Raw genomic sequence first — 20,237 nt, 5'->3', positions numbered from 1 at the left:
TTTTATGCCAAAAGAAAAAAAGATTGGTAAACAAGTTAATTAAATGGAGCAGCAGGCAGTAACCGTGCTAAGCCCTCCAACAAAAATAGCGATTGCAGTGATGCGGAGGAACCGTGGATCAGTTGCAAAATCTCTGCGAATCTCGTCCTTGTGTATAGTTATCTCTAAAAATTAATCAATTTCCTGCTGATTCAAAATGATTATAGTTGTAATACGATAATTAAGCATCTCTCCACGTCTTTAAGCTGTAATTTTCGGTCACAATCAAACTGCAAAATATCAGCGTATAATCAACTGATTTAAGGGTTATTAAGGCTTTCAGAGCATCAAAAAGTGTGGAGGCAATTAATATGATTTTACCATTTAATGCCTTAATTCTTTGTTTAGTCGTACTTTAATATTTATTTAATATTTACCCTGTAAAATAGCCTAAATTTTGTTCTTTTAGGGTTTTACATGTTATCTGAGTTATTTAACCAAGACTATATTAAACGACCTATTTTAATGACAGGTACAATCAGACATTATGAAAATAGCTCCCCACTTGTAGTAAAACCTAACAAGATTAATAAATTACTTAAAGATAAAACTTGTCACAAGGAAATTTGCGGGGGTAAGGTTTATAAAGTTCTTCGCTTTTTGTTAAGAACAAATGGTGAGCTTGTATTTGCTCATGAGGGATGTCCTAATGGTATTATTCCAGCACATTGGCAGATGACAGGAGCTCACAGAGTGTTCGATGCTTCTTGTATCACTGCAGGAAATGTTTTTTTTGATGAACATAATACTTTGCAAATTATCAATCATAAAAGTGGTGATTTCAGGCCGGAGTTTGACTCATTGCAATTTGTGTTCCCTGAGTTGATTAAGTCTATTTCATTTGACAAGGCGCTTGAGATTCAGAAACTATGTGCCACTGGCGCATTGGAACAAACTTATAAAATAGCGCACAAAGAGATTCAAACATTTTTTGAAGAACAACAAATTAACTTCCAACAGGAAATATTGATTCCTGAAAGAAAAAACAGGTTTGCAATTCTTCGAGATTTTGGTAAAAATTTCTTTTTTAGCCGTAATAAGACCTCACCAAAAGATTTCAATCAAAATGAGCCTAAAGGAACGTTTGAGGATGAGTTTTTTTTGAAAAAAATCTAGAGTCAGGTGACAGTTCAGGCCTTTGAATCCCACGATCAAGTTGCCGAACGTAGATCTGAAAATTATTAGTTGTCACAAACCTGATAGCGATCATAACGATCATGTTATGTGCCATATTTCCTATTAATTTTTAAAAATAAATAATAAGCAACGCACCGGATACAATTTGCAGTAAAAATGCGGGAAGGGTAGTAATTCACTTAGTATAAGATGCGGGCAGTATAGCCTAAGTAGAGATTTCGCAGTGCCGAAGATGACATTCATTTTACTTAGGCTATGTTGATAGGTGTTGTTATATTATCTAGAGCTTAGGCTAATCTGCTCCTCTAATTGAACATGTGATTCCGATGCAAAACATCGAATAACCTCCAGGATCTTGTTCAAAACATCCTGTTGATTTATAGTAAAAAAGTTATAAGACGGTGCGCTTTTTTCTGTGGGCACTTCCATAAATGCGTCTTTCCATGATTGTATTGTTTCCGGAGATAGCAGGTTATTTTCCATCAGTCGCTTCATTTCATTAAATGCTTTGATTGTCATTGCATCCCATCGCAATCCTCCATTTAGTTCACTTTGAGGTGGTAAGATTTCGGATATGCAATGAATGAGTAAAAAAGACCATCGTTTACCTGGTTCAAGAGCATGTAATAAAATATCGACTGCTTCTTTATAACGATGAGGGTCCTTGATGGCTTTTTGGAACGCATCTTGATCTTGCACAGACTTGGAGCCGATCGCTTTAGGCACAAGTTGCGAAGGCAATGCATTTAAAATGGCTCGTATGCATTGGGGGCGAGTTAAAATATCATCAAGGTGTAAGAGAGGTTCTCCCTTATATAATGGAGTTTGAATTGCTTTTAAGCTATTTTCTGGGTCGGAGAAGGAGTGCATTAATGCAGTTACAGCCTCAGGAGACCTGGCAGCTTCAAGCAGGATAGGTTTCATACTTTGGTTACAGGTAAAGAGCTTTAGTTTAAATTCATCAGTTGGGCATGCACTTAAAAGAATTTGCAAAGCAGGAAGGTTATGTATCGCTCGATGCACTAATGTTTGACCAAGTCTTCCAGGTAGGTGCAATAAGCGCATTCGCTCTTCAGGAGCGCTATATAGCTTTAAAACAACACGAAGGAACTCTGGTTTTGATGCTAATCGATGTAGTAAGGTCTCACCTCGCAGATCATGTGCTTCCAGTACTTTTTTTGCATCTTCAAGTGAGAGCGCGGTTAATTTTTCCTCAAATAAAGCAGATTTGTCTGTAGTAATGGCATGAATTAATACAGCATTGAGATTCAACAAATGATTTTCTATCGCATCATTTAGAGCAGTAGCTTGTTCTGGAGATAAAATATGTTCTTCAGTCAATACTCTTAGCTCTTCAAAAAGATGGTTCTCTTTAAATTGAATGGACGAAAGCAACGTAGCATAAAAATTAGTAGGAAATTTAATAAGCAAACTAAGAAAATCATCAAGATTATGAAGATTTATTTGTGCTAAAGATTGGCTAAGATAAGGTTCAGGTAGTGCATCTACTACCTCTTGGCCATCGGTAAAAATACCTTGTGGGTTACGCTCAGGATTATACTTTAATGCAATAGCAGCTTTTTTTTCAGGCGGAATATGGCAGGCAATATCTAAAAGTTCGGTATTTTCAGGACGCTCTAAAAGACTTTTTAATTGACCCGCAGCAGTTTCAACACACCCACCTTTATCTAACAATATATGCAAAATTTCTGATAGCGAGGCTCCATGGGCATCTTTAAGTTGATTTAGTTGTTGTTTGAATTCAGAAGAAAGATGATTCCAATAAATAGTAAATCGTTTACATGCTTGCTGGGCACTTTCACCAGCATATAATTGCCCTGTAATTCGTTCTCCTCCTAAAATCAATCCTTTGCATAAAGCAGACAGAGCTTCTCTTGGACTTTGGCCGAAAGAAAGTAATATATCCTGTTCCAATACTTCCCAGTTATGGCTATGAGAATAAATTTTAGCGGCTAGCTCAGGGTATTGTTCTTTTAAAAGCATATATATTTGTTGATGATAATGAAAAGGTTGTGAAGCAATTTCCTCCAGAAAAAACAGATAATCATCAACAACGATGTAAGAGCCTAAATGATCTGGACAAGCATTTTGAGCCAAAGGATACTCTGCCAAGGATTGCTCTTGTATGAAAAAAGGTGGTTTTTGGACAAAATCGTCCATACTCATATGGGATGGAACTCGTTCTTTTACTCCGATACTTCGAACTCCTTTCACATGAGGCATAATAATAGCCAACATCTCGCTTAACGTTTGGGGTTGGAAGAGATACTGAACTAATTTCCAATAGATTTGATTTGCTGAGCCCAATGGTAAGGCAGTGAAACTTAATGCCGTATTGGCCAAAAGATTTTGTCGTTGATGAAAATAATTTAGAAACTGTGTTTTAAACGTTTCAGGGTGTTTCATTAACTCTTTCAGTTTCGTACACGATTCAACTAACTCTTTGATGGCTACAGCATCTCTCAGACTGGGGTAATTCGTAATGGGGGTTGGTTCGTAAGATTCTAAAAACTGTTGAAATTGCTGTAATACCAATTCAATAAACTTCAATTCCTCTACATTCAACATCGGTGTCCTTCATAAAATCCACAAGGTGCGCCAAATTTAGCATCGTTGTTGATTTTATTCTATAATTTCATGAAATAATGTCCTGAAATTACAGGTTAATTTATTTTATCTGTGAGTGAATATTACGTCAAAGTAAGAAAGTATTGTGTTTAAATGAATCCCTTAATGATATCTTAATTATCTAAATGATAAAATGCCGGCCTTGTTATTTGGAAGGAATAACATGCTTTTAGCAAGAAAAGATTTTGTCAATATATGTACCCAAGCAATTTTTTATACTAGAAACCAATTAACGATCAATAATCAATTGAGTGGTTATAAAAAGTTTCACCGTGAAATTAAAGAGAATAATTATTTCTCTAATAATGTTCGCGATCCCCTTATTAATACTCGTGAAGATGAGTATATGTATAGGCATGATCTCCTGAGACACGTTGGTTTAGGAAATTGTCATGAGTTAGCAGATTTTCTTCTCGTAGAAATTGGTAAAGAAATTGAACGTCAAAATGCTCTTGCAAGAATTCGTATCGTTAGCTCAATGAAGTTTGATCATGTATACCTGGAAATAAAAATTAAATTACTCGGGGAGATTGATTATTCCTTATGGGAAGTTGATGCTTGGGATCCACGTATTATAGATATTAGTACTCGTCCTAATGGTTCAATTAAAAACTACGAGTCTCTTGATTACGGATATTCAACTGAAACGAGTAATTCTGTGTATACAGATGAGATTAACTACAGCAATAGATATAAATTCTTTAATACCATCCCTACACCCAACAAAGGATGTCCGCTTAGAGAAGCCACACCCGAAAGAGAAATGTTAGATAAACATGATCATTTATATATGGATTATACGATTGAAGATTCAATAAGCGAAGGAAAAATTCCATCTTCTGGTGATCGTCTTAGCTATTTACAGCAAGCCTCTGGCTGGCAGTATGGATGATTTTTTACAGAGGTTTAGCGCGATAACCTCTCCATGAATTTTTTAGCCTAAATTGGTACTTGGAACCGGGCAATAAGTTCAATCATTTTGAACGATGTTAAAAAAATGAAAAGGTAAGTTCAGCACTGTGTTTTGATTTTAAAGGAGGTTCATGAATATCTTTTATATCATAAATTATCTTATCTCGTTTAACCCAACGTTCGTCAAACCAGTGCACGTAATCTATTGCTTGATATCCCATTTGTTTTAATTTGGAAATGCCGCGTTGTTGATATTTTTCTTTTCCTTCTTGAAATATTTCTGAAACACGTAGTAAATAAAATGGATTATCCGGAACAGCTTCCATAGCCATTTTATAATGCTGATTTATATTAGGACTATTAATATTAAAAAATCTTGTACATCGGCAAGTAAGTAATGTGCTTTACCTAGTTGAATGCGCAGAGGTTTATCTCTAGTTCCTTCTAATAAACTAATTATCTCTTTCAATATTTTGATAAAAGCAGAGATTGATTTTTGGTGTTTGATTTTATGATCGTTGATGAAAGAGTGATCTGAATACTTCATTGCAATTTTTTCTCTTAGCATATCTACTTGACGCATTAAACCAGTGATAAGAGCATGTTTGTGATAAGTTTGTTCTTCCTTTATATTCGAATTACATTCTCTAAGTAGCAAGAGCGCTTGGTGAATTGATTTCATATCACTTTCTTCTGGTTTATGAAGATCTCTATCTGCATCAATTAATAATAAAGCATACAATCGCTTATGCGTATATACATTTTCAATGTTTTCCTCAGAAGGGTGGAGAGCATAAGCGGCTTTTTTTAGCTCCAAACTTTGAAGATAGTACTGCTCTGCTTTATGCCATTGTTTATCATCTCTAAGAGGCTTTCCGTGTTTATATGCCGTTTCGGCATCTATGAAGAATTGATCAGCAAGCTCTTTTCGTTTAGGCGATGAAAAATGTTGAAAACAAGCATGTCTTTTGTAAATAGCATAGGCATGCATATAATTATGTTCTTCAATTTCGAGATTAAATGCGGCAATTGGACTGAGCACTTCGATATTGGTATAAAACTGTTTTGCGCTCTTATAGCGCATGTTATCAATGTAAAATTGAGCTATGATGGCTGCCATTGGTGAGTCTTTTTGAATGAGTTCATTGCGCTCTATTTCTGGAATCTCTAACAAATATTTTAGAACTAATTTAGAGTTGTTTGGTATCAAAATTTCCAATAAGTTAAATGCATCTTGGTATTTCCTTTGTTTCAAATAATGCTTAACGTAATTCTCAGTATCTTGCCTGGCAATTTCAGGATCATAAACCAGCGCTCGCTCAAGATAATCAGGACGAGGATCTTTCCAAAACAATCGTAAAAGCAATGACGGCTCTTGAATATTTTTAGCTTTGCCCAAATAATACTGTGCTGCTGAATGAGCATATTTACTGTTAGGTAAAAAGCTTTCTATTAATGTTTGATTTTTATCTAAAGCATTTAAAGTATCCGCGATTATACTGTCGTCTTGAGGATCTAATTGAGGTATAAGCTCCCACAAGTTCAATCTTATCCAGCTCTCTCCATAATGATGAGTGGAGTACAGTCTTTGGTGTGACTCATTAAAGCTAAGATAAGGCTCAACATTAAAATATTCAGTTATTAACTTCTTTTGTAACTGAGCGGTAGTTTCATCATTGCGCTTGTTAATGACCAAGGCACAGATTTCAGATGACAAAGACCCGTATTTTATTGATGAAAAATCCGGCTGCTTAAATTGTTTTACATACCCATAATAAGCAAGTTTATTTAAAATGAACGAGACTTTTTGTGGATGGCAATTGTTACTAAAACCTAACCAACCTTTAATTGATTGAAAAGCATACATAAACCAGTTTGTTGGTCTTATTTCATAGCCATTCGTATAAAGATATTTTGCAGAAGACGCCTTTTGCCACAATTGGGTATATTCAGCTTGATCCAGTTCAAACAGCTCAACATCGGGATAGTACTCCATGACTCCATGAAGATTCGCAGGGATTCTGCGGTGCAATTTAGTGTTGAAGTAAACCATCAATTTTTATCCAAGACGGAATAAAATCGAATCAAGAAGATTTGTCCTAAAGCCATTAAGGGCTTTGGATCAAAAAGCATAAATTGTCCCTTTTAAGATAATTGCGTGATTATAATCGATTCTACTTGATAATTGTATTCGTCACCAACAATACAAGGGACAAAATTCGTTGCAAATCACCATGGTTACACCATAAAAGTGGGCATTCTAAACTTTAATCAATCTGCAATAGATGACCTAAATAAAATAAGATCATAAGATTGCACACAAAAAATGGCAATCAAATTTTCATTACACTCTTTATCTTTAATTTCAGGTGTTTGAATTGTCTTAAGTCCAACAAATCCTCAGTATTGAATTCCAAGATATAGTTCATCAGACTCAAGTAATTGGTTGTGGATAATGCGCACAATTTCTTATCTATAATTTAGTGGCTAATTTGGTTTTCGTGTCTGTGGATAATTAATCTATGGAAAAACACATGGAGAACAAAATATGAAGCCCAACACATGCATTCAATACACAGACAAAAACACGCCAGAAATATTTCTTTTAGAGAAATTGAAACGTTATCTAGTCGGTTTATCGACGGCTTTAGAAGCTAAAAAACTCTGTTGGGTTTATTATGGATTATGAGAAATAATTTTGGACTTCGTTCGGATTATGGTTCCGATTTCATTGCCAGAACCATGTCGTTCATTACTTCTTGCTGATTATAAACTAAAAGCATTTGATGTCTTCACTTAGATTTGTATTGATCATTTCTGGGCTAAAATCTCTAATTTTTGTGAACCCCACGCGAACTTGCGACTGCTTTAGTGGGAGAGATGAAGGCCATCTAATATCATTTCTCGGCTTTTGGTAATCGATTAAATTTAGGGCTTGGGTAATGGCTGCTGCGCTGCGTTTACATTAACACTCTCTTCCGCTTCTATCATATTATCGTAACTGTCTATCTTTTTTTTCTCGCTGGTAATTTTTTTCCTTCATCCGATTTTAATATCTTTTGAGACGTTTCAATAAAAGACCATTGTGTCCATTTTCCCTTGTTTTTTGAATCATTAACTTTTTCTTTTGACATCATGCACTCCCCATAAGGCATTATTAAAATATTTTAATAAGATCTAATTTGTAATTCTATATCTTCATTTGGTTCACTCATAATAAGACTAAAATTTTGCTCAATTAATGGGCTGAAATATTCTTCAATTGAACGAACCTCCTCACCAGTATACAGTGCTTCATTTGGTTTGGCTTTAGGATTAATCGTTTGTTTTTTTATCCAGTCTTGCATCATTTGCTCATTATAAATAATAATCTCTTGATTTTTCATATTAATTGTAGCAAACAAGGCCTGTTCCTTATCCTTAGTTTGATCGAACATGGTCACCTCTATATCCGATCCTATCAATTCCTGTTGACTCAACGATCTTATCATTGCTCCAGGAACTGCCTGATGAGAATACAGAAGGGCCTCTGTATGTTCAAATCGACGTGTTTTCTCACCCCGTTGAGCCGCTCGCTCAAGGGAGACGGATACATCGGTCGAAACAGCAACAACAATTATTTTTCCATAACGTTCATTCGCTTCTTTAAGCTCAGCAGGTTTTAACTGAGTTTGATCAAGAAGAAAATGGGGATACCCACCTGATTGAAGGCCTTTTTTTGCAATAAGCTTCATTGTTCTGTCTGTAATCATCTTAGCTTCATCATATGTATACTGAGAGTATCTCTTTGGATCTTGCGGCTGGAGCAGAAAGGATCTTAGTCTATCAGTATTTTGATGCACTAATTGATTCCATAAAATAGGAACGGAGGGACCATTTTCAAGAACCTGTGCCACGAGTTTAAGCGAGGTACTTTTTCCAGAGGCTATTCCCCCCGTAGAGAACACTGCTATAGCGTTGTCTTTTATAATATACTCTAGTTCATCTAATTTCTTTTTGGCACAAAGTGCATTAATTGTTTTTTCCACCTCAGGTTCTATTATTTCTCGTGCTTTATTATTATAAATCAATGCTATCCCTCGCTGAATACATACTGATTTGAGTAACTCGTTATCTGACTTCCAAGGTTCGTTTTTTGAAAGGTCTGTATAAAATTTTTGTAGGATATTTAACTCATGAGAAGAAATAAAAGGGTATTCTTGTTGTAATATGTCATTCGCTAAATCATTAAATAATTGAGTAACTCCCTCTAAGGTGTTTTTATAGAGATCGTAACATCTTTCTTTAATAGCAATGTCCACACCATTTTTTTTAAGTTTTTCTTTTACTTGTGTAAAAGCAACCCCAAAGGTTTCTTGGTCATCTTCAACGGTTTTATCTAATTTTATCTTTGCCTGTAATTGGGCAAGAATCTCATGTTCAATAAAATTTTCTGGAAGTAAGCATACTAAATTGCTAACAAATTCTTTTGGAAAAGCTATGATGGTTTGATCTAATAAATCGAGAGATTTTTTTTGAAAGGAGTGAGTCAATATTGAAAAGTCATCTGATTTGACTTTCTTTTTTGAACGGATTCTATCCTTTAGATCAATCTTTGGAACAAATAAACCTGGTCTATATGATTCTTGAGATATTTTAAATTGGCTATCATTGTCATAGTTCGAGGGTTGTTCCTCCTTAAATTTATGTAAATCACCTTTCATCTGTTTGCCGTGGTTCATTTTTAAGTGATCCACAATGCTCTGTATTTTTTGAACATATTCTGTATTTTTTTATGTGTTTTATGGGCTAAGTATTCTTCTCCAGATTTAATTGCCTGTTTAGGGTTTGTTTCACTTAATTCTTCGAGCCGCTGTGCTACTTTAAAAATAGGGACAGCAACACTATCGAAACCCATATCAGACAATACTTGCCACATTGGTTTTTTCTTTCCCACGATTGCACGCAATTTGATCAATTTAGTTAAATATTAATTCATTTATGTTTGTATTTCAAACAAAATTATTAAAATAAAATCAATTGTTGCTCTATTGCAAAAAAATTAAGCTGATTCAATGTTGTGCTTATAGGGTTATCAATTTTGAAAACCAGGGGTTAAGAGCTAAAATTTTGTGTTCTTAAGTAGTGTCCCGGGAAAGGGGTTAGAGCCAGTATAATTTGTAACTGATTTTTTCAGAATAAACCCCTTAAAAATGGCCCGCTGCAAGGATTTGAACCCAATTCCCCTGGCTCCTAGCTGACTCTAGTCTTTTCTTATTCGTTGTTTCAACATCATGGAGTTGAAAAACATTCTTTGTCAGATGCATTTACAGCTGTTGCTAAGAAACAAAGCCTCTTCAGGCTGTGTTTTAATTATTGAACTTAAATGATTCACCCCTAATATCGCTCTTTGAGCGGCTGAAATGCTTTTTCTATTTTATAATATAAAAAATTTGTGCACCTGCTATTGCTACTTCTACAATGTGCGATAAGCGTCAAACGAAAGTGAAAATTATTAGGGCCGCACAGATTATCAAATGATGTATTTAATTAATCGTTTTCAATTAAATCATAACCATATATCCTTTTGGTAAATAAAACTTGGATTGATAAAATGAAACATATTTATTTTCTACTCTCTGTTTGTATTGTCATTGTTCAACCACTTCGAGCTCAAAGCGAGCCACTTAGAGTTGCGGTTGACCCAGTTAATCCCCCATTTGTTATGCGAGGGGCTAACAATCAACTTTATGGATACGATGTTTCAATGATGGAATACATTTGCAAAACGATAAAGCGTCCGTGTCAATTTATTCCCACTCGTTTTGATAAAATGCTTCATGATGTGAGTGTAAAAAAGGTGGATGTAGCCACTAGTTCAATTACTATCACGGCAGAAAGATCGAAGATAGTGAACTTTTCAACTCCCTATTTATTAAGTAAGGCACGTTTTGTTGGTCCTAAACAGCTAGCGAATCAAGCATTTGGTCTAAATCTGCTGAACAATCGAAGGATTGGTATTACCGAGGGTTCTGTTTTTCCTGATTTTATCCATAAAATGGAAGTAATAAAACCAATAATTATTTCTTATACAAATTCAAATAACTTAATTGAAGCATTAAATCGAGACAAGATTGATTTGGGTCTAATGGATGAACCTACGGCACTTTATTGGCAATCACACTCTGCACAAAAATTTACAGTACTTGGTCCATCATTTAGTTACGGCTTTGGTTTAGGCATAGCCGTTAGTAAGGATGATTTAGCTTTATTGCAAAGTATTAACAATGCTTTAATAAAATACCAGGAAAGTGATGAGTTCAAAAGGAACTACCATGCCTATATAGCTCGTTTTTGATCATTATCGTGTCGAAAGAGCTTGGTATTCCGTAGGAGTTTTATCGTAAGCCGAAGCTGATTGAGACCATCTCTCAGAGACAACCCGCGGTACTTAGGTGGCGGGGCAATTGTCAACAAGTCCTAATCTTAATTATTGATATACACACGAGCAGCTATAAAGTTAATTAACAGTGTCGTTGGACATGATGTTACTTGTCCTCATTCCGCAATGGGTGAGTACCCTTGATTTAAAGCAGAATGGCTTTTGGATAAAGAGTGCAGAGTGATTTGATGCTTGTTTTAAGTCACTACCGAAAAATGTGGCTAAGGTCTCTTTAACGATTAAAGAATTAAATAAAATGAACCTGGAGCAATTGGAAGCCATTCAAATGCGCTATCCTCATGCTGAGCTGATATTGGTTGATTTGGAGGGTACACAAAATATTATTGAGGTATATTTCGGATAGTATACCAAATTACACAAACAATTATTTTGTATTCTTTTATTTTGATTAGGAACAGTAGTAAGAACCCTATTATTTATTAGTACATTTTGTTCGTGGCCATACTTGAAGATTGCTATAATAAAAATCTATTTTTCATCAAAAATCTTGCATCAAGGCGCAAGTTGAGCGCTAGGTCTAGTTTGGCTATATGATATTCCTATTATTTTCCACCCGTTACCCGGAGTAAATGTAATTTGATTTGAAAAAACATAGATGTAGCCTTTAGGATCAATTGCAAATAAAGGAGTGCTGATAATATTTGTTTCGCTTTTCAAATATTGTTCGTATGAAAACTGTTCTGTGAGTAATGTCGTTTTTATTTTAGCGCCTAAAGTTAACAAATTTTCTAAATATTGATAAGTAACATCTTGTGTAAAAAGATTTCTGCCACTGTGTTTGAAATAAAATTTTTCCTCTATTTGTCCGTCTTGAGGAAGGACAGTTTGTATTGCAAAAATTTCTCGTTCTGAAAAAAAATAACGATAATGCTTCGCTGCAAGAATATTTAATTCTAAATACGGACTAAGGATTAGCAAGTGTTTAATTTTAAGTAAGTTAAGGTTATTTTCAACATGTTGAGAAATTGGATTTCCCCAAATAGTTATTAATCCTTTCATTTTTGCATCACTCAGAGCAGACCACTCCTCATCAACTAAGCAGACGTAAAAATTACTTTCCTGCAATTGTGTTGCAATTGCTTGAGCGACTTTATTCGCACCAATAATAAGAAATCCTTGAGGCTCAGGTTCGGCTACTTTTAATTTTAGAGCGATTGTTTTAGCTGTAAGACTTTGCAATGTGATGGTGCCAATAATCATAAAAAATGTTAAGGGAGCAAGTTTTGATGCATCAGCATAACCTAAGTTTCCTAAGCGCATTGCAAATAACGCAGATATGGCTGCAGCAACAATACCTCGAGGCGCAATCCAGGCAATCATATGCCGTTCCGGGATTGTTAATGAAGAGCCTAAAGATGATAAATAAACATTCAGGGGTCGGATTATAAATTGTATTACCAAAAATAATAGAATAGCAGGATACCCTAAAACAAAAAATGAGGATAAGTCAATTTGTGCTGCCAAAATAAGGAATAATATAGACAGGAGAACTAAGCTCAAATTTTCCTTGAAATTCAAGATCTCATCTAATTCGATGCCTTTAATATTAGCTAGAGACAGCCCCATCATAGTTACACTAAGTAACCCAGATTCAGAAATAATATAATTAGAGCTTGCATAAATAACACTGATACAACTTAACACTGCAAAGTTCTGGAGGTCTTGAGGTATCCAATATTTTTTAAAAGCTATCCCCAAGGACATGCCACCAATAAATCCAAGAGAAGCACCAATTAAAATTATTTTTCCAAAGGTAAAAACTCCAGAAATAAATCCCCCCGATAGTGTATTTGAAATAATAAATTCAAAGACTAATACTGCTAAAATAGCCCCAATGGGATCAATTAAAATTCCTTCCCATTGTAAAACATTAGCAATATTGGCATTAGGGCGCAAAATTCTTAACATGGGTGCAATAACCGTCGGGCCAGTGACAACCATGAGTGCAGCAAAGAGAAATGAAATTCCCCAGGAGAATTTCATTAACAGATGAGTTGCTGTGGCAACCAATAAAAATGTAGTAATAGCTCCCAAACTAATTAAATTACGAATTACAGAACCTACTCCTCTGATTTTGGAAAACTTTAATGTCATACTGCCTTCGAACAAAATCACTGCTACTGAAAAGGAGACAAAAGGAAACAATAGATTATTTAATTGCTTGTTGAGTGCGAGCCAGTGTATTTGGGAGCCGATAAAGATTCCACTAATAAGTAAAAAAATTATTGCGGGTACTTTAAGACGCGAAGCAATCCACTGACAGACAAAACCTATCAGCAAAATTAGGGAAAATAAAAGTACTAGTTTTTCGGACATTTCTTTCCATCCATTTTATTAATCTTTATTCTCCTGGATAATAAAAAAATCACATATAATTTATATAATGTTTCTGTTTCAATTAAACAAGTTGAACAGCTAGATATTCGGATGTCAATATTTGTCATTTCTCCATTATAGTAAGATAGCGAAGAATTTTTCCTTCAATAATAATTTATAATCATGGATGGAAGTAGGAAAACTTAATATCTTTTTTCTTGGTACCTGCAATTAATAGGCTCCCAAACTGCTTCCCAACGACCTGTGGTTGATATCAACGGTCTCTGATTTTTTCAGTTCATTTCTGATTGGAGAGATGTTTGTTTAATGAACGTCTTTCAAGTTTCTTCGCTAACTACCGAGCCAATGGGTACTGTTTTAGTAGAATTATTTAGGTAAGTGTATCATTATTAATGAACTTTCAGTGTGTTGCATTAACCCATACGGGATATGATTTTTATTGGTATCAAACCGCTTTTGATGATTCATAGATGGAATAATAATTAAATCATTCTCTTCAGCCATCTCCGAAACAGCCTCAATGATATCATCATTAATTTTAATAAACTGGATGTCTGAGTTTTTTATTTTTTCAAATTTTGAATTGAGTTTATTATGGTAATAGTTTGTAGTCATGATAGTTAATGGTAATGCTAAGGCTTTGCTGATATCTACGATCACATCCAAGTATTGCTCATTAAATTTAACGCCAACTGCATGAGCGCCAATTACAGTGATAACCCGCTTGATTCCTTTGATAGGCATTTTTAATAAAGCTGCTGCAACAGGTACGGTGGAAGTCCACATGACATGGTCTATATTAGAGCTGAAAATACGCCCTCGTTTATGTTCTTCTAGAGACCAATTCATAATAATAAAGGATGTTTCACTTTCTATCACCTCATTTAATATAATTTTAGGGATATTTTTTTCTATTTGATTAATTAACTCAATATCTGTATCAGGATCTTTCATTGGGCCTGCTCGTAATTTTTCGCGTTTCTCCTGTATTTCACACTCATTTTCAGCAATATTCAAAATGAGTAATTTTCCATCTCCGTAACGTGCAAGTCTTGCGGAAAAGTTAATTACGTTATCTGGAAACTCATTATGTTCTACGGGAGTAATAATTCTTTTGAAAAGTGGAATGTTAATTTTGGCCGTTGGCCTTATTCTAGAACCATAATATTTAACAAGCAGTGGCGAAGTAAACAAAGTAAAAAGAACCATAAGAATAATTCCATTTAAAAAATATTCAGGAAATAGGTCAGCATTAATACCAATTAAAATAATTACTAGTGTTGCTGCAGCTTGAGCTTGAGATAATCCCCACATCACCATCATTTGCTGGCGCGAATACCGAAATAAATAAGAGGCTATCCAAGCAGCAACAAATTTTGTAACGTAGACAGCTAAGGTTAGAGATAACCCCAAAACTAATGATTTCCAGCTTAAAAAAATAGCCATGGGATTAAGTCTTACTCCAATAGAAACTAAGAAGAGGGGAACAAAAAGACTTTCTCCAAGAAAAAGAGTTTGTTTTACGGCACCACTTTCTTTCGAAACAACCCGATTAATTGCCAGACCCGCCAGGAATGCGCCGATAATCATATTGATACCAATCGCTTTACCAAGAATAACGGCAATTGCTAAGCTTGCTAACATAAATGCAAAATCAGATTGTTTACTCTTGGAATAGCGAAAGAATAATTTGGCTATATATGGGAATGATAACAAAACAAAAGCAGCATAAAGAATAAGACCGAGCGCTAATGAAGACAAACTCACAAAGGATGTATTTCCTGAATGTATGTGTAGCGAAACAATTAACGTTATGAGTGCTGTAATATCTGTTAACACTACTGCACTTACCGAAATGGCAACTGCTTCATTTTTTAAAATTCCTAGTTCCGTGATAATGGGATAAGCAACCAGAGTATAAGACGCATAAATAGCTCCAAGTAAAATTGAGCTATTTATGCCTAATCCAAAAATCCAGCCAATCAAAAGAGCGGAAGTTAATGGCAAGAGATACGTTAATAAATAAAAGATAAAAGTTCGTACCCGATTTGATATTAATTGATCCAGATTAATTTCTAATCCAACGGTAAACATCAAGTAAATAACACCAATGGATGCAAATAATTCAATAGTGGGAGTTAGGGGAAGAAGATTTAATACATGTGGCCCAAAAATGATTCCCCCTATGATTAATCCTATAATGCTGGGAATATAGATTAGACGCGAAAGCAGCGGCATAAAAAAAACAACAAAGAGCATCATTAAAAAAAGAATTGCTGGCTCGTGTAAGAAAGTTATTTTCATACCAATTCCCTATAGTTGAGCATTTCGATAGAGGTGATAACATTTGAGTATATTCTGTTCCTCCTCTACATCATTCTCAATTGCATGATTTTTAAGGTCCTCTATGATTTTATTCGCCACCTTTTTTAAAGGAAAAATAAATGCCAAGTAACTCCCAGATGATTAGTTAACTATAGCATTTATCTTTCGGAAGGTAATTTTATGGGGATTTTTAACCCCAAAAATTAGTCTCACTCTTGCCATGTTTGTATCCATTTTTCCAGCATGGAATGATAAAATTTATTGCATTTGACCAATAAAATTGAATCACATCTTTTTTGCCAGATGCGAGTGACAAGCACATGATTTTTCATACATTCAATGGTCTCTAAGGAACTTGCTGGATGATGAAATTAGGGGAGAAGCTGATTTTGAGCATATTTTGCTTTATTCTTAAGTAGTCCAAAGTGAAAGACCTTCAGAAACATGTCTAATCTTGCTCAGGTATTATTAGAAACTTTTAAGGCCATTCAGATCTTAATGTAAACCTAAATCGTCTCTAAATGCAAATGCTGAATGGTTAGAGAAATTAAAAACAAATTTAGTGAAATTCTTAAAAATGTCGAGATACATATGGGCTATAGCCTATTTCCAATATAAATTGTAAATTGAGTAAGCGATAACTTTCAAGTTTACTTTTATCTGGTTATGATAAAATATCTCCACTTTATCTAGAATACGAATAGATACGGTCCATCAGACCAAAGTAGAAAGCATTGAAGCAGTTTTATATATGCAGGCACTAAAGGGCATATGAAAGCGATGATAAATGGAGTACATACCGAACTCGGTAGGATTGTATGTAGCTTTAACTCGTACTAAGAAAATATTTATTCTCGTGGTACCTCATAATAAAATAAATTATTTGAGATATAAGTTAGAAAATGCAGGCTTAACAGAACTCAATTTTGAAAACGAAATTTTAAGAGATTAATGCACGAGGTAAATAAATTTACGTATGAATTAATTAGATCTCAAAATTTTCTTTGTGTAAGAATTGAGCTGACTATTTGAATATTGTCATCATTAAAATTCAAAGTTTAAACTTTAAAATTAGGATGATATCGCTATTTTGGGGGACGCAGAGTTCTTAAGTGGTAAAGTAGTACATATTTAAAATCCTATTAGGATAGGATTTTAAATAATAATATTGTTCTTTTTAAATTTAATCCTACTATAATAGGATTAATAGTAAATTTAAATCGAAATACTTTATAAGTCTATTCCAGTAGGATTATATGGCTAAGCGAATTAAAAAATTTAAAACCCCTAATCTTTTACAACCTTTAACCGTAGAATTACTAGGAGAAGTGATTAAAGCACGTCGAACTCAAAGTGATTTACGATTGGAGGATGCGGCTGCTTTATGCGGTGTCGCTAAAGAAACTTTTATGAAAATCGAACATGGCCAATCGAACTGTCAATTAGCGAGTGTATTGCAAATTTGCTCTGGTTTAGGAATAAATCTTTATATAAAGCCATGGGTAGATAGCGATGAGGAGGAAAATGATTGGAGATAAGAAGGTCCTGGATGTTTATCTAGGAGAAATTCAAATAGCTAATATCACACCTATCGAGGATCAGCTGTACTGGACTTATAGCGAAAATTGGCAAAAGGCAGGGTATGCTATTTCACCACACTTGCCTTTTTATGAAGATATCCCACCATTAAATGTACAACGATTTCTACGAAATTTATTACCTGAAGGAAAACCTCTAGAAGTTTTGATTGATAGTTTCCATGTAAGTAAATCTAATACATTTGGGCTTATTAGAGCCTTAGGATTGGATATTCCTGGCTCATTAGTAATATTGCCATCGAATCAGGCAATTCCTAGCCAAGCTAATTTTCGGCTTATAACTAATGAAGAATTAGAGGAGCGATTAAATCATCCTGATTCTTATAGTTTAATTGTTTGGGATGGAAAACCCCGACTTTCAGTTGCTGGAGTGCAGGATAAAATTAATATAGTAATAAATAAAAAAGGGGAGCTTGGTTTTGGAGAAGGTGGTTTATGCTCTACACATATTCTTAAATTTGAAACACAAAAACTTTCAAATTTAGTTTTAAATGAATATCTAAGTATGCAACTTGCTAGACGTTGTGCATTGAGTGTTGCCAATGTTCAGATGCTGCATTTTGGTCAGCATTCTGCTTTATTGGTAGAGCGTTTTGATAGGAAACTGGTTACTACTAATACAGTAAAAAGACGTCATTTAATAGATGGTTGTCAGGCATTGAATTTACCTCCTGAATATAAGTATGAACAAAATTTTGGGAATGGAAGGGATGTTGCTCATATTAGAGATGGGGTAAGTTTGCCTAAACTATTTGATTTTGCAAATCAATGTATGAACCCAGCAAAAACCAAGCAACAAATACTCGACTGGGTTTTATTTAATGTTTTGATATTTAATTGTGACGCTCATGGTAAAAATATAAGTTTTTTTGTCGGAGTTGACGGCATTTCGTTGGCACCATTTTATGATTTAGTCAATATAAAAATGTATCCTGAATTTGAGCATAATTTGGCAATGGCATTAGGAGATGAATTTGAAGATGATAATGTCAATGCTTATCAATTGGCTGACTTTGCTGATACATGTAAGTTGCCAAGGTTGTTAGTAGCTAAACGGTTAAAGCTATTAATTGATAAACTGGCCACTGCTTTGCAAGAGGAAATTCAGCGTATTGCTGTAGATGATAAAAAAATGAAATATTTAAATGAATATCAAGTAATTGTCGCTAAAAGATGTAAACATTTATTAGAGCAGAGCGAACAAATTACTATAATGGAGCTTTAACTATGAAGATGGCTTCAGAACGAGTTTACGACACGTTCTTGCCACAGTAGCTGGCTTTATGACACAAGCTTTTAACTAATTTATTGATTTTATTTAGTTAAAAACGGCACTCCTGGAAGGATTCTAACCCCAGACCCCCCTGGTTTTTAGCCACATTGATCAAGAAAATTATTTAACAAAATCAGCAGGTTGCGAGTTAACAAAATTAGCAATTACTGCCTAAAGCTGCTTGAAACAACTAGGGTGTATACTACAGTTTGTTACAAATTTGTTACGCCATAATTTTTGAAGCCTTGTCTATATAATCCCTATTTTAGGTGGTCTGTGTCGATTTTGCCCCATAAACCCAAAATTCAAAAAGTTGGATTAAAAATTCGTTTCTCTAGGGAACTTAGAATTAAAATCTTTTTGCAAAAGTTCAGGAGTAATATATTGGCTCATATAATACTTACTTAGTTCACCTTCTTCGTTTTTTGCTATTTCCCTCATTTTTCTGACAGTATGGTAGTAGTGGAAGTCAATAGAACCAGCACCATGAATGGTATGGATGAGGCTTGGTAAATTTAATTCATGATTTGATGGTTCATCATTACAACTCCTGGAACTAAAACAACGGCGCCACTTTATCTTCAGGAAAAATTTCGCGCTTGGTTGGTGGCTGTTAATAAATCAGGCCTTGAAGAAACTCGGAAGCGTCCAGGTTGGCATGATGAACCACTTGTAGGGGATCGTAAGGGACAGCGCTCGATACGATTAAATAAACAATGGCGTGCTATATATAAAGACATTTCTGGAGAAGAGAAATGCCCTGGCAGGAGTGTAATAAAGTGGATGAAAAGATAAAATTTGTAGCAAGATTGTTAGATGGCGAACAAATGTCTTCTTTATGCCAAGAATTTGGTATTTCTCGTAAGACAGGATACAAAATTTTTGATCGTTATAAAGATAGTGGTTTAGAAGGGTTACAAGATAGAAGTAGAAGGCCTCATCGCTATGCGAATCAATTGCCCTTCCAATTAGAAAAAGAAATATTAAAAGCAAAGAAAGAGGTCTTCGGATGTTGAAATCACCGCCATGCTTCGAATTCTCTCCTAAAGAATGTGTTTTTTATATCCAACTTTGTAAGGCTTGTCCCAGATCGCTATGACATAGAGGTAAAAAATTTGGTTTTCGGTGCACTCGTTAATTTCTCGAGATTAACATCTAATCCAAAAAATAAATTATCAAATTCACGGAAACCATGAGGTACACCGCCAATGGGGTTACCTAACAAATCACTAACCCAAATTAATTTAGGTTCAATTCCCAACTTTTTTAAACTGGGTGTTTTAGACCAATTTTCTAACATCTGAGATTTAGATTCCGGTAAAGTTCCTGAGCCTACTGGTAACTCATCATTTTCATTATATTCAGAAAGTGGTTCTGGAGTTGAAACTCCTTCTTTGGCTTGAATTAAAGGGGATAAAAATATAAGGATTGTAACTATTAAGATAATAAAATGACGCAAGAAATAATCCATACTATAGCCAACAATGCTATTTAAATGACTAATGATTTAACTTTAATGTCATGA

At 34.6% G+C, this 20,237-nt stretch carries 16 protein-coding genes; 7 read left to right on the top strand and 9 right to left on the bottom strand.

What is annotated here, in order from left to right:
- Positions 1-456: 456 nt before the first annotated feature.
- Positions 457-1,155: a hypothetical protein gene (locus tag EL220_RS10895; protein ID WP_051544758.1), complete on the top strand. Its 699-nt coding sequence runs from the start codon at positions 457-459 to the stop codon at positions 1,153-1,155.
- A gap of 297 nt (positions 1,156-1,452) precedes the next feature.
- Here the strand turns inward: EL220_RS10895 and EL220_RS10890 are convergent, their stop codons facing one another.
- A complete protein-coding gene (locus EL220_RS10890) occupies positions 1,453-3,765 on the bottom strand; it encodes a hypothetical protein (protein ID WP_027271835.1) in 2,313 nt (770 codons plus the stop codon).
- A gap of 223 nt (positions 3,766-3,988) precedes the next feature.
- On the opposite strand from EL220_RS10890, the gene EL220_RS10885 reads away from it, so the two are divergent.
- Complete coding sequence (locus EL220_RS10885; protein WP_027271836.1) at positions 3,989-4,717, top strand: hypothetical protein; 729 nt, start codon at positions 3,989-3,991, stop codon at positions 4,715-4,717.
- A gap of 97 nt (positions 4,718-4,814) precedes the next feature.
- On the opposite strand, the gene EL220_RS19000 is transcribed toward EL220_RS10885, so the two are convergent.
- On the bottom strand, positions 4,815-5,069 hold the full coding sequence (locus EL220_RS19000; protein WP_232002393.1) for a hypothetical protein: 255 nt from the start codon (positions 5,067-5,069) through the stop codon (positions 4,815-4,817).
- Between the two features lie 14 nt (positions 5,070-5,083).
- The gene (locus EL220_RS10880; RefSeq protein ID WP_232002392.1) at positions 5,084-6,790 is read right to left on the bottom strand and encodes a hypothetical protein; all 1,707 of its coding nucleotides are present in this window, start codon (positions 6,788-6,790) and stop codon (positions 5,084-5,086) included.
- A 495-nt stretch (positions 6,791-7,285) separates the two neighbouring features.
- Between EL220_RS10880 and EL220_RS18200 the strand changes: the two genes are divergently transcribed.
- On the top strand, positions 7,286-7,426 hold the full coding sequence (locus tag EL220_RS18200; RefSeq protein WP_155833974.1) for a hypothetical protein: 141 nt from the start codon (positions 7,286-7,288) through the stop codon (positions 7,424-7,426).
- 316 nt (positions 7,427-7,742) lie between these two features.
- On the opposite strand, the gene EL220_RS19580 is transcribed toward EL220_RS18200, so the two are convergent.
- The 3 genes from EL220_RS19580 to EL220_RS19805 are packed head-to-tail and all read right to left on the bottom strand — an operon-like array spanning position 7,743 to position 9,655.
- Positions 7,743-7,874, bottom strand: a complete 132-nt coding sequence (locus tag EL220_RS19580; RefSeq protein ID WP_269470991.1) for a hypothetical protein — start codon at positions 7,872-7,874, stop codon at positions 7,743-7,745.
- 30 nt (positions 7,875-7,904) lie between these two features.
- The gene (locus EL220_RS10870; RefSeq protein WP_232002391.1) at positions 7,905-9,458 is read right to left on the bottom strand and encodes a zeta toxin family protein; all 1,554 of its coding nucleotides are present in this window, start codon (positions 9,456-9,458) and stop codon (positions 7,905-7,907) included.
- A 2-nt stretch (positions 9,459-9,460) separates the two neighbouring features.
- Complete coding sequence (locus EL220_RS19805) at positions 9,461-9,655, bottom strand: hypothetical protein (RefSeq protein WP_232002390.1); 195 nt, start codon at positions 9,653-9,655, stop codon at positions 9,461-9,463.
- 675 nt (positions 9,656-10,330) lie between these two features.
- Between EL220_RS19805 and EL220_RS10865 the strand changes: the two genes are divergently transcribed.
- Positions 10,331-11,074: a transporter substrate-binding domain-containing protein gene (locus EL220_RS10865; RefSeq protein WP_027271840.1), complete on the top strand. Its 744-nt coding sequence runs from the start codon at positions 10,331-10,333 to the stop codon at positions 11,072-11,074.
- Positions 11,075-11,671: 597 nt separating this feature from the next.
- Here EL220_RS10865 and EL220_RS10860 read toward each other — a convergent pair.
- On the bottom strand, positions 11,672-13,495 hold the full coding sequence (locus tag EL220_RS10860; protein ID WP_027271841.1) for a cation:proton antiporter: 1,824 nt from the start codon (positions 13,493-13,495) through the stop codon (positions 11,672-11,674).
- Between the two features lie 387 nt (positions 13,496-13,882).
- Positions 13,883-15,820 carry a cation:proton antiporter gene (locus EL220_RS10855; RefSeq protein ID WP_027271842.1) on the bottom strand — a complete coding sequence of 646 codons (1,938 nt, stop codon included), beginning with the start codon at positions 15,818-15,820 and terminating at the stop codon, positions 13,883-13,885.
- Positions 15,821-17,097: 1,277 nt separating this feature from the next.
- On the opposite strand from EL220_RS10855, the gene EL220_RS10850 reads away from it, so the two are divergent.
- The 3 genes from EL220_RS10850 (at position 17,098) to EL220_RS19800 (ending at position 19,728) form a co-directional block, all read left to right on the top strand.
- The gene (locus EL220_RS10850) at positions 17,098-17,379 is read left to right on the top strand and encodes a helix-turn-helix domain-containing protein (RefSeq protein WP_027271843.1); all 282 of its coding nucleotides are present in this window, start codon (positions 17,098-17,100) and stop codon (positions 17,377-17,379) included.
- Positions 17,366-18,664 carry a HipA domain-containing protein gene (locus EL220_RS10845; RefSeq protein WP_027271844.1) on the top strand — a complete coding sequence of 433 codons (1,299 nt, stop codon included), beginning with the start codon at positions 17,366-17,368 and terminating at the stop codon, positions 18,662-18,664. The genes EL220_RS10850 and EL220_RS10845 overlap by 14 nt, the downstream gene beginning before the upstream one ends.
- Before the next feature lie 803 nt (positions 18,665-19,467).
- Positions 19,468-19,728, top strand: a complete 261-nt coding sequence (locus EL220_RS19800) for a helix-turn-helix domain-containing protein (RefSeq protein WP_058390695.1) — start codon at positions 19,468-19,470, stop codon at positions 19,726-19,728.
- Positions 19,729-19,805: 77 nt separating this feature from the next.
- Here EL220_RS19800 and EL220_RS10825 read toward each other — a convergent pair whose 3' ends face one another.
- Entirely contained in the window at positions 19,806-20,171 is a 366-nt protein-coding gene (locus tag EL220_RS10825) for a hypothetical protein (RefSeq protein ID WP_128130890.1), read from the bottom strand.
- Positions 20,172-20,237: the final 66 nt, after the last annotated feature.

It is taken from the genome of Legionella sainthelensi (assembly GCF_900637685.1).
Classification (GTDB): domain Bacteria; phylum Pseudomonadota; class Gammaproteobacteria; order Legionellales; family Legionellaceae; genus Legionella; species Legionella sainthelensi.
This window is presented reverse-complemented; position numbering and strand designations above follow the sequence as displayed.

Excerpts from the sequence above, each read along its gene's own strand:
- EL220_RS10870 (WP_232002391.1), bottom strand. The coding sequence starts at position 9,458 with ATGAACCACGGCAAACAGATGAAAGGTGATTTACATAAATTTAAGGAG.
- EL220_RS10850 (WP_027271843.1), top strand. The coding sequence starts at position 17,098 with ATGGCTAAGCGAATTAAAAAATTTAAAACCCCTAATCTTTTACAACCT.
- EL220_RS10880 (WP_232002392.1), bottom strand. The coding sequence starts at position 6,790 with ATGGTTTACTTCAACACTAAATTGCACCGCAGAATCCCTGCGAATCTT.
- EL220_RS10865 (WP_027271840.1), top strand. The coding sequence starts at position 10,331 with ATGAAACATATTTATTTTCTACTCTCTGTTTGTATTGTCATTGTTCAA.
- EL220_RS10855 (WP_027271842.1), bottom strand. The coding sequence starts at position 15,820 with ATGAAAATAACTTTCTTACACGAGCCAGCAATTCTTTTTTTAATGATG.
- EL220_RS19580 (WP_269470991.1), bottom strand. The coding sequence starts at position 7,874 with ATGATGTCAAAAGAAAAAGTTAATGATTCAAAAAACAAGGGAAAATGG.
- EL220_RS10895 (WP_051544758.1), top strand. The coding sequence starts at position 457 with ATGTTATCTGAGTTATTTAACCAAGACTATATTAAACGACCTATTTTA.
- EL220_RS18200 (WP_155833974.1), top strand. The coding sequence starts at position 7,286 with ATGAAGCCCAACACATGCATTCAATACACAGACAAAAACACGCCAGAA.
- EL220_RS19000 (WP_232002393.1), bottom strand. The coding sequence starts at position 5,069 with ATGGCTATGGAAGCTGTTCCGGATAATCCATTTTATTTACTACGTGTT.
- EL220_RS19805 (WP_232002390.1), bottom strand. The coding sequence starts at position 9,655 with ATGTGGCAAGTATTGTCTGATATGGGTTTCGATAGTGTTGCTGTCCCT.
- EL220_RS19800 (WP_058390695.1), top strand. The coding sequence starts at position 19,468 with ATGCCCTGGCAGGAGTGTAATAAAGTGGATGAAAAGATAAAATTTGTA.
- EL220_RS10890 (WP_027271835.1), bottom strand. The coding sequence starts at position 3,765 with ATGTTGAATGTAGAGGAATTGAAGTTTATTGAATTGGTATTACAGCAA.
- EL220_RS10845 (WP_027271844.1), top strand. The coding sequence starts at position 17,366 with ATGATTGGAGATAAGAAGGTCCTGGATGTTTATCTAGGAGAAATTCAA.
- EL220_RS10885 (WP_027271836.1), top strand. The coding sequence starts at position 3,989 with ATGCTTTTAGCAAGAAAAGATTTTGTCAATATATGTACCCAAGCAATT.
- EL220_RS10860 (WP_027271841.1), bottom strand. The coding sequence starts at position 13,495 with ATGTCCGAAAAACTAGTACTTTTATTTTCCCTAATTTTGCTGATAGGT.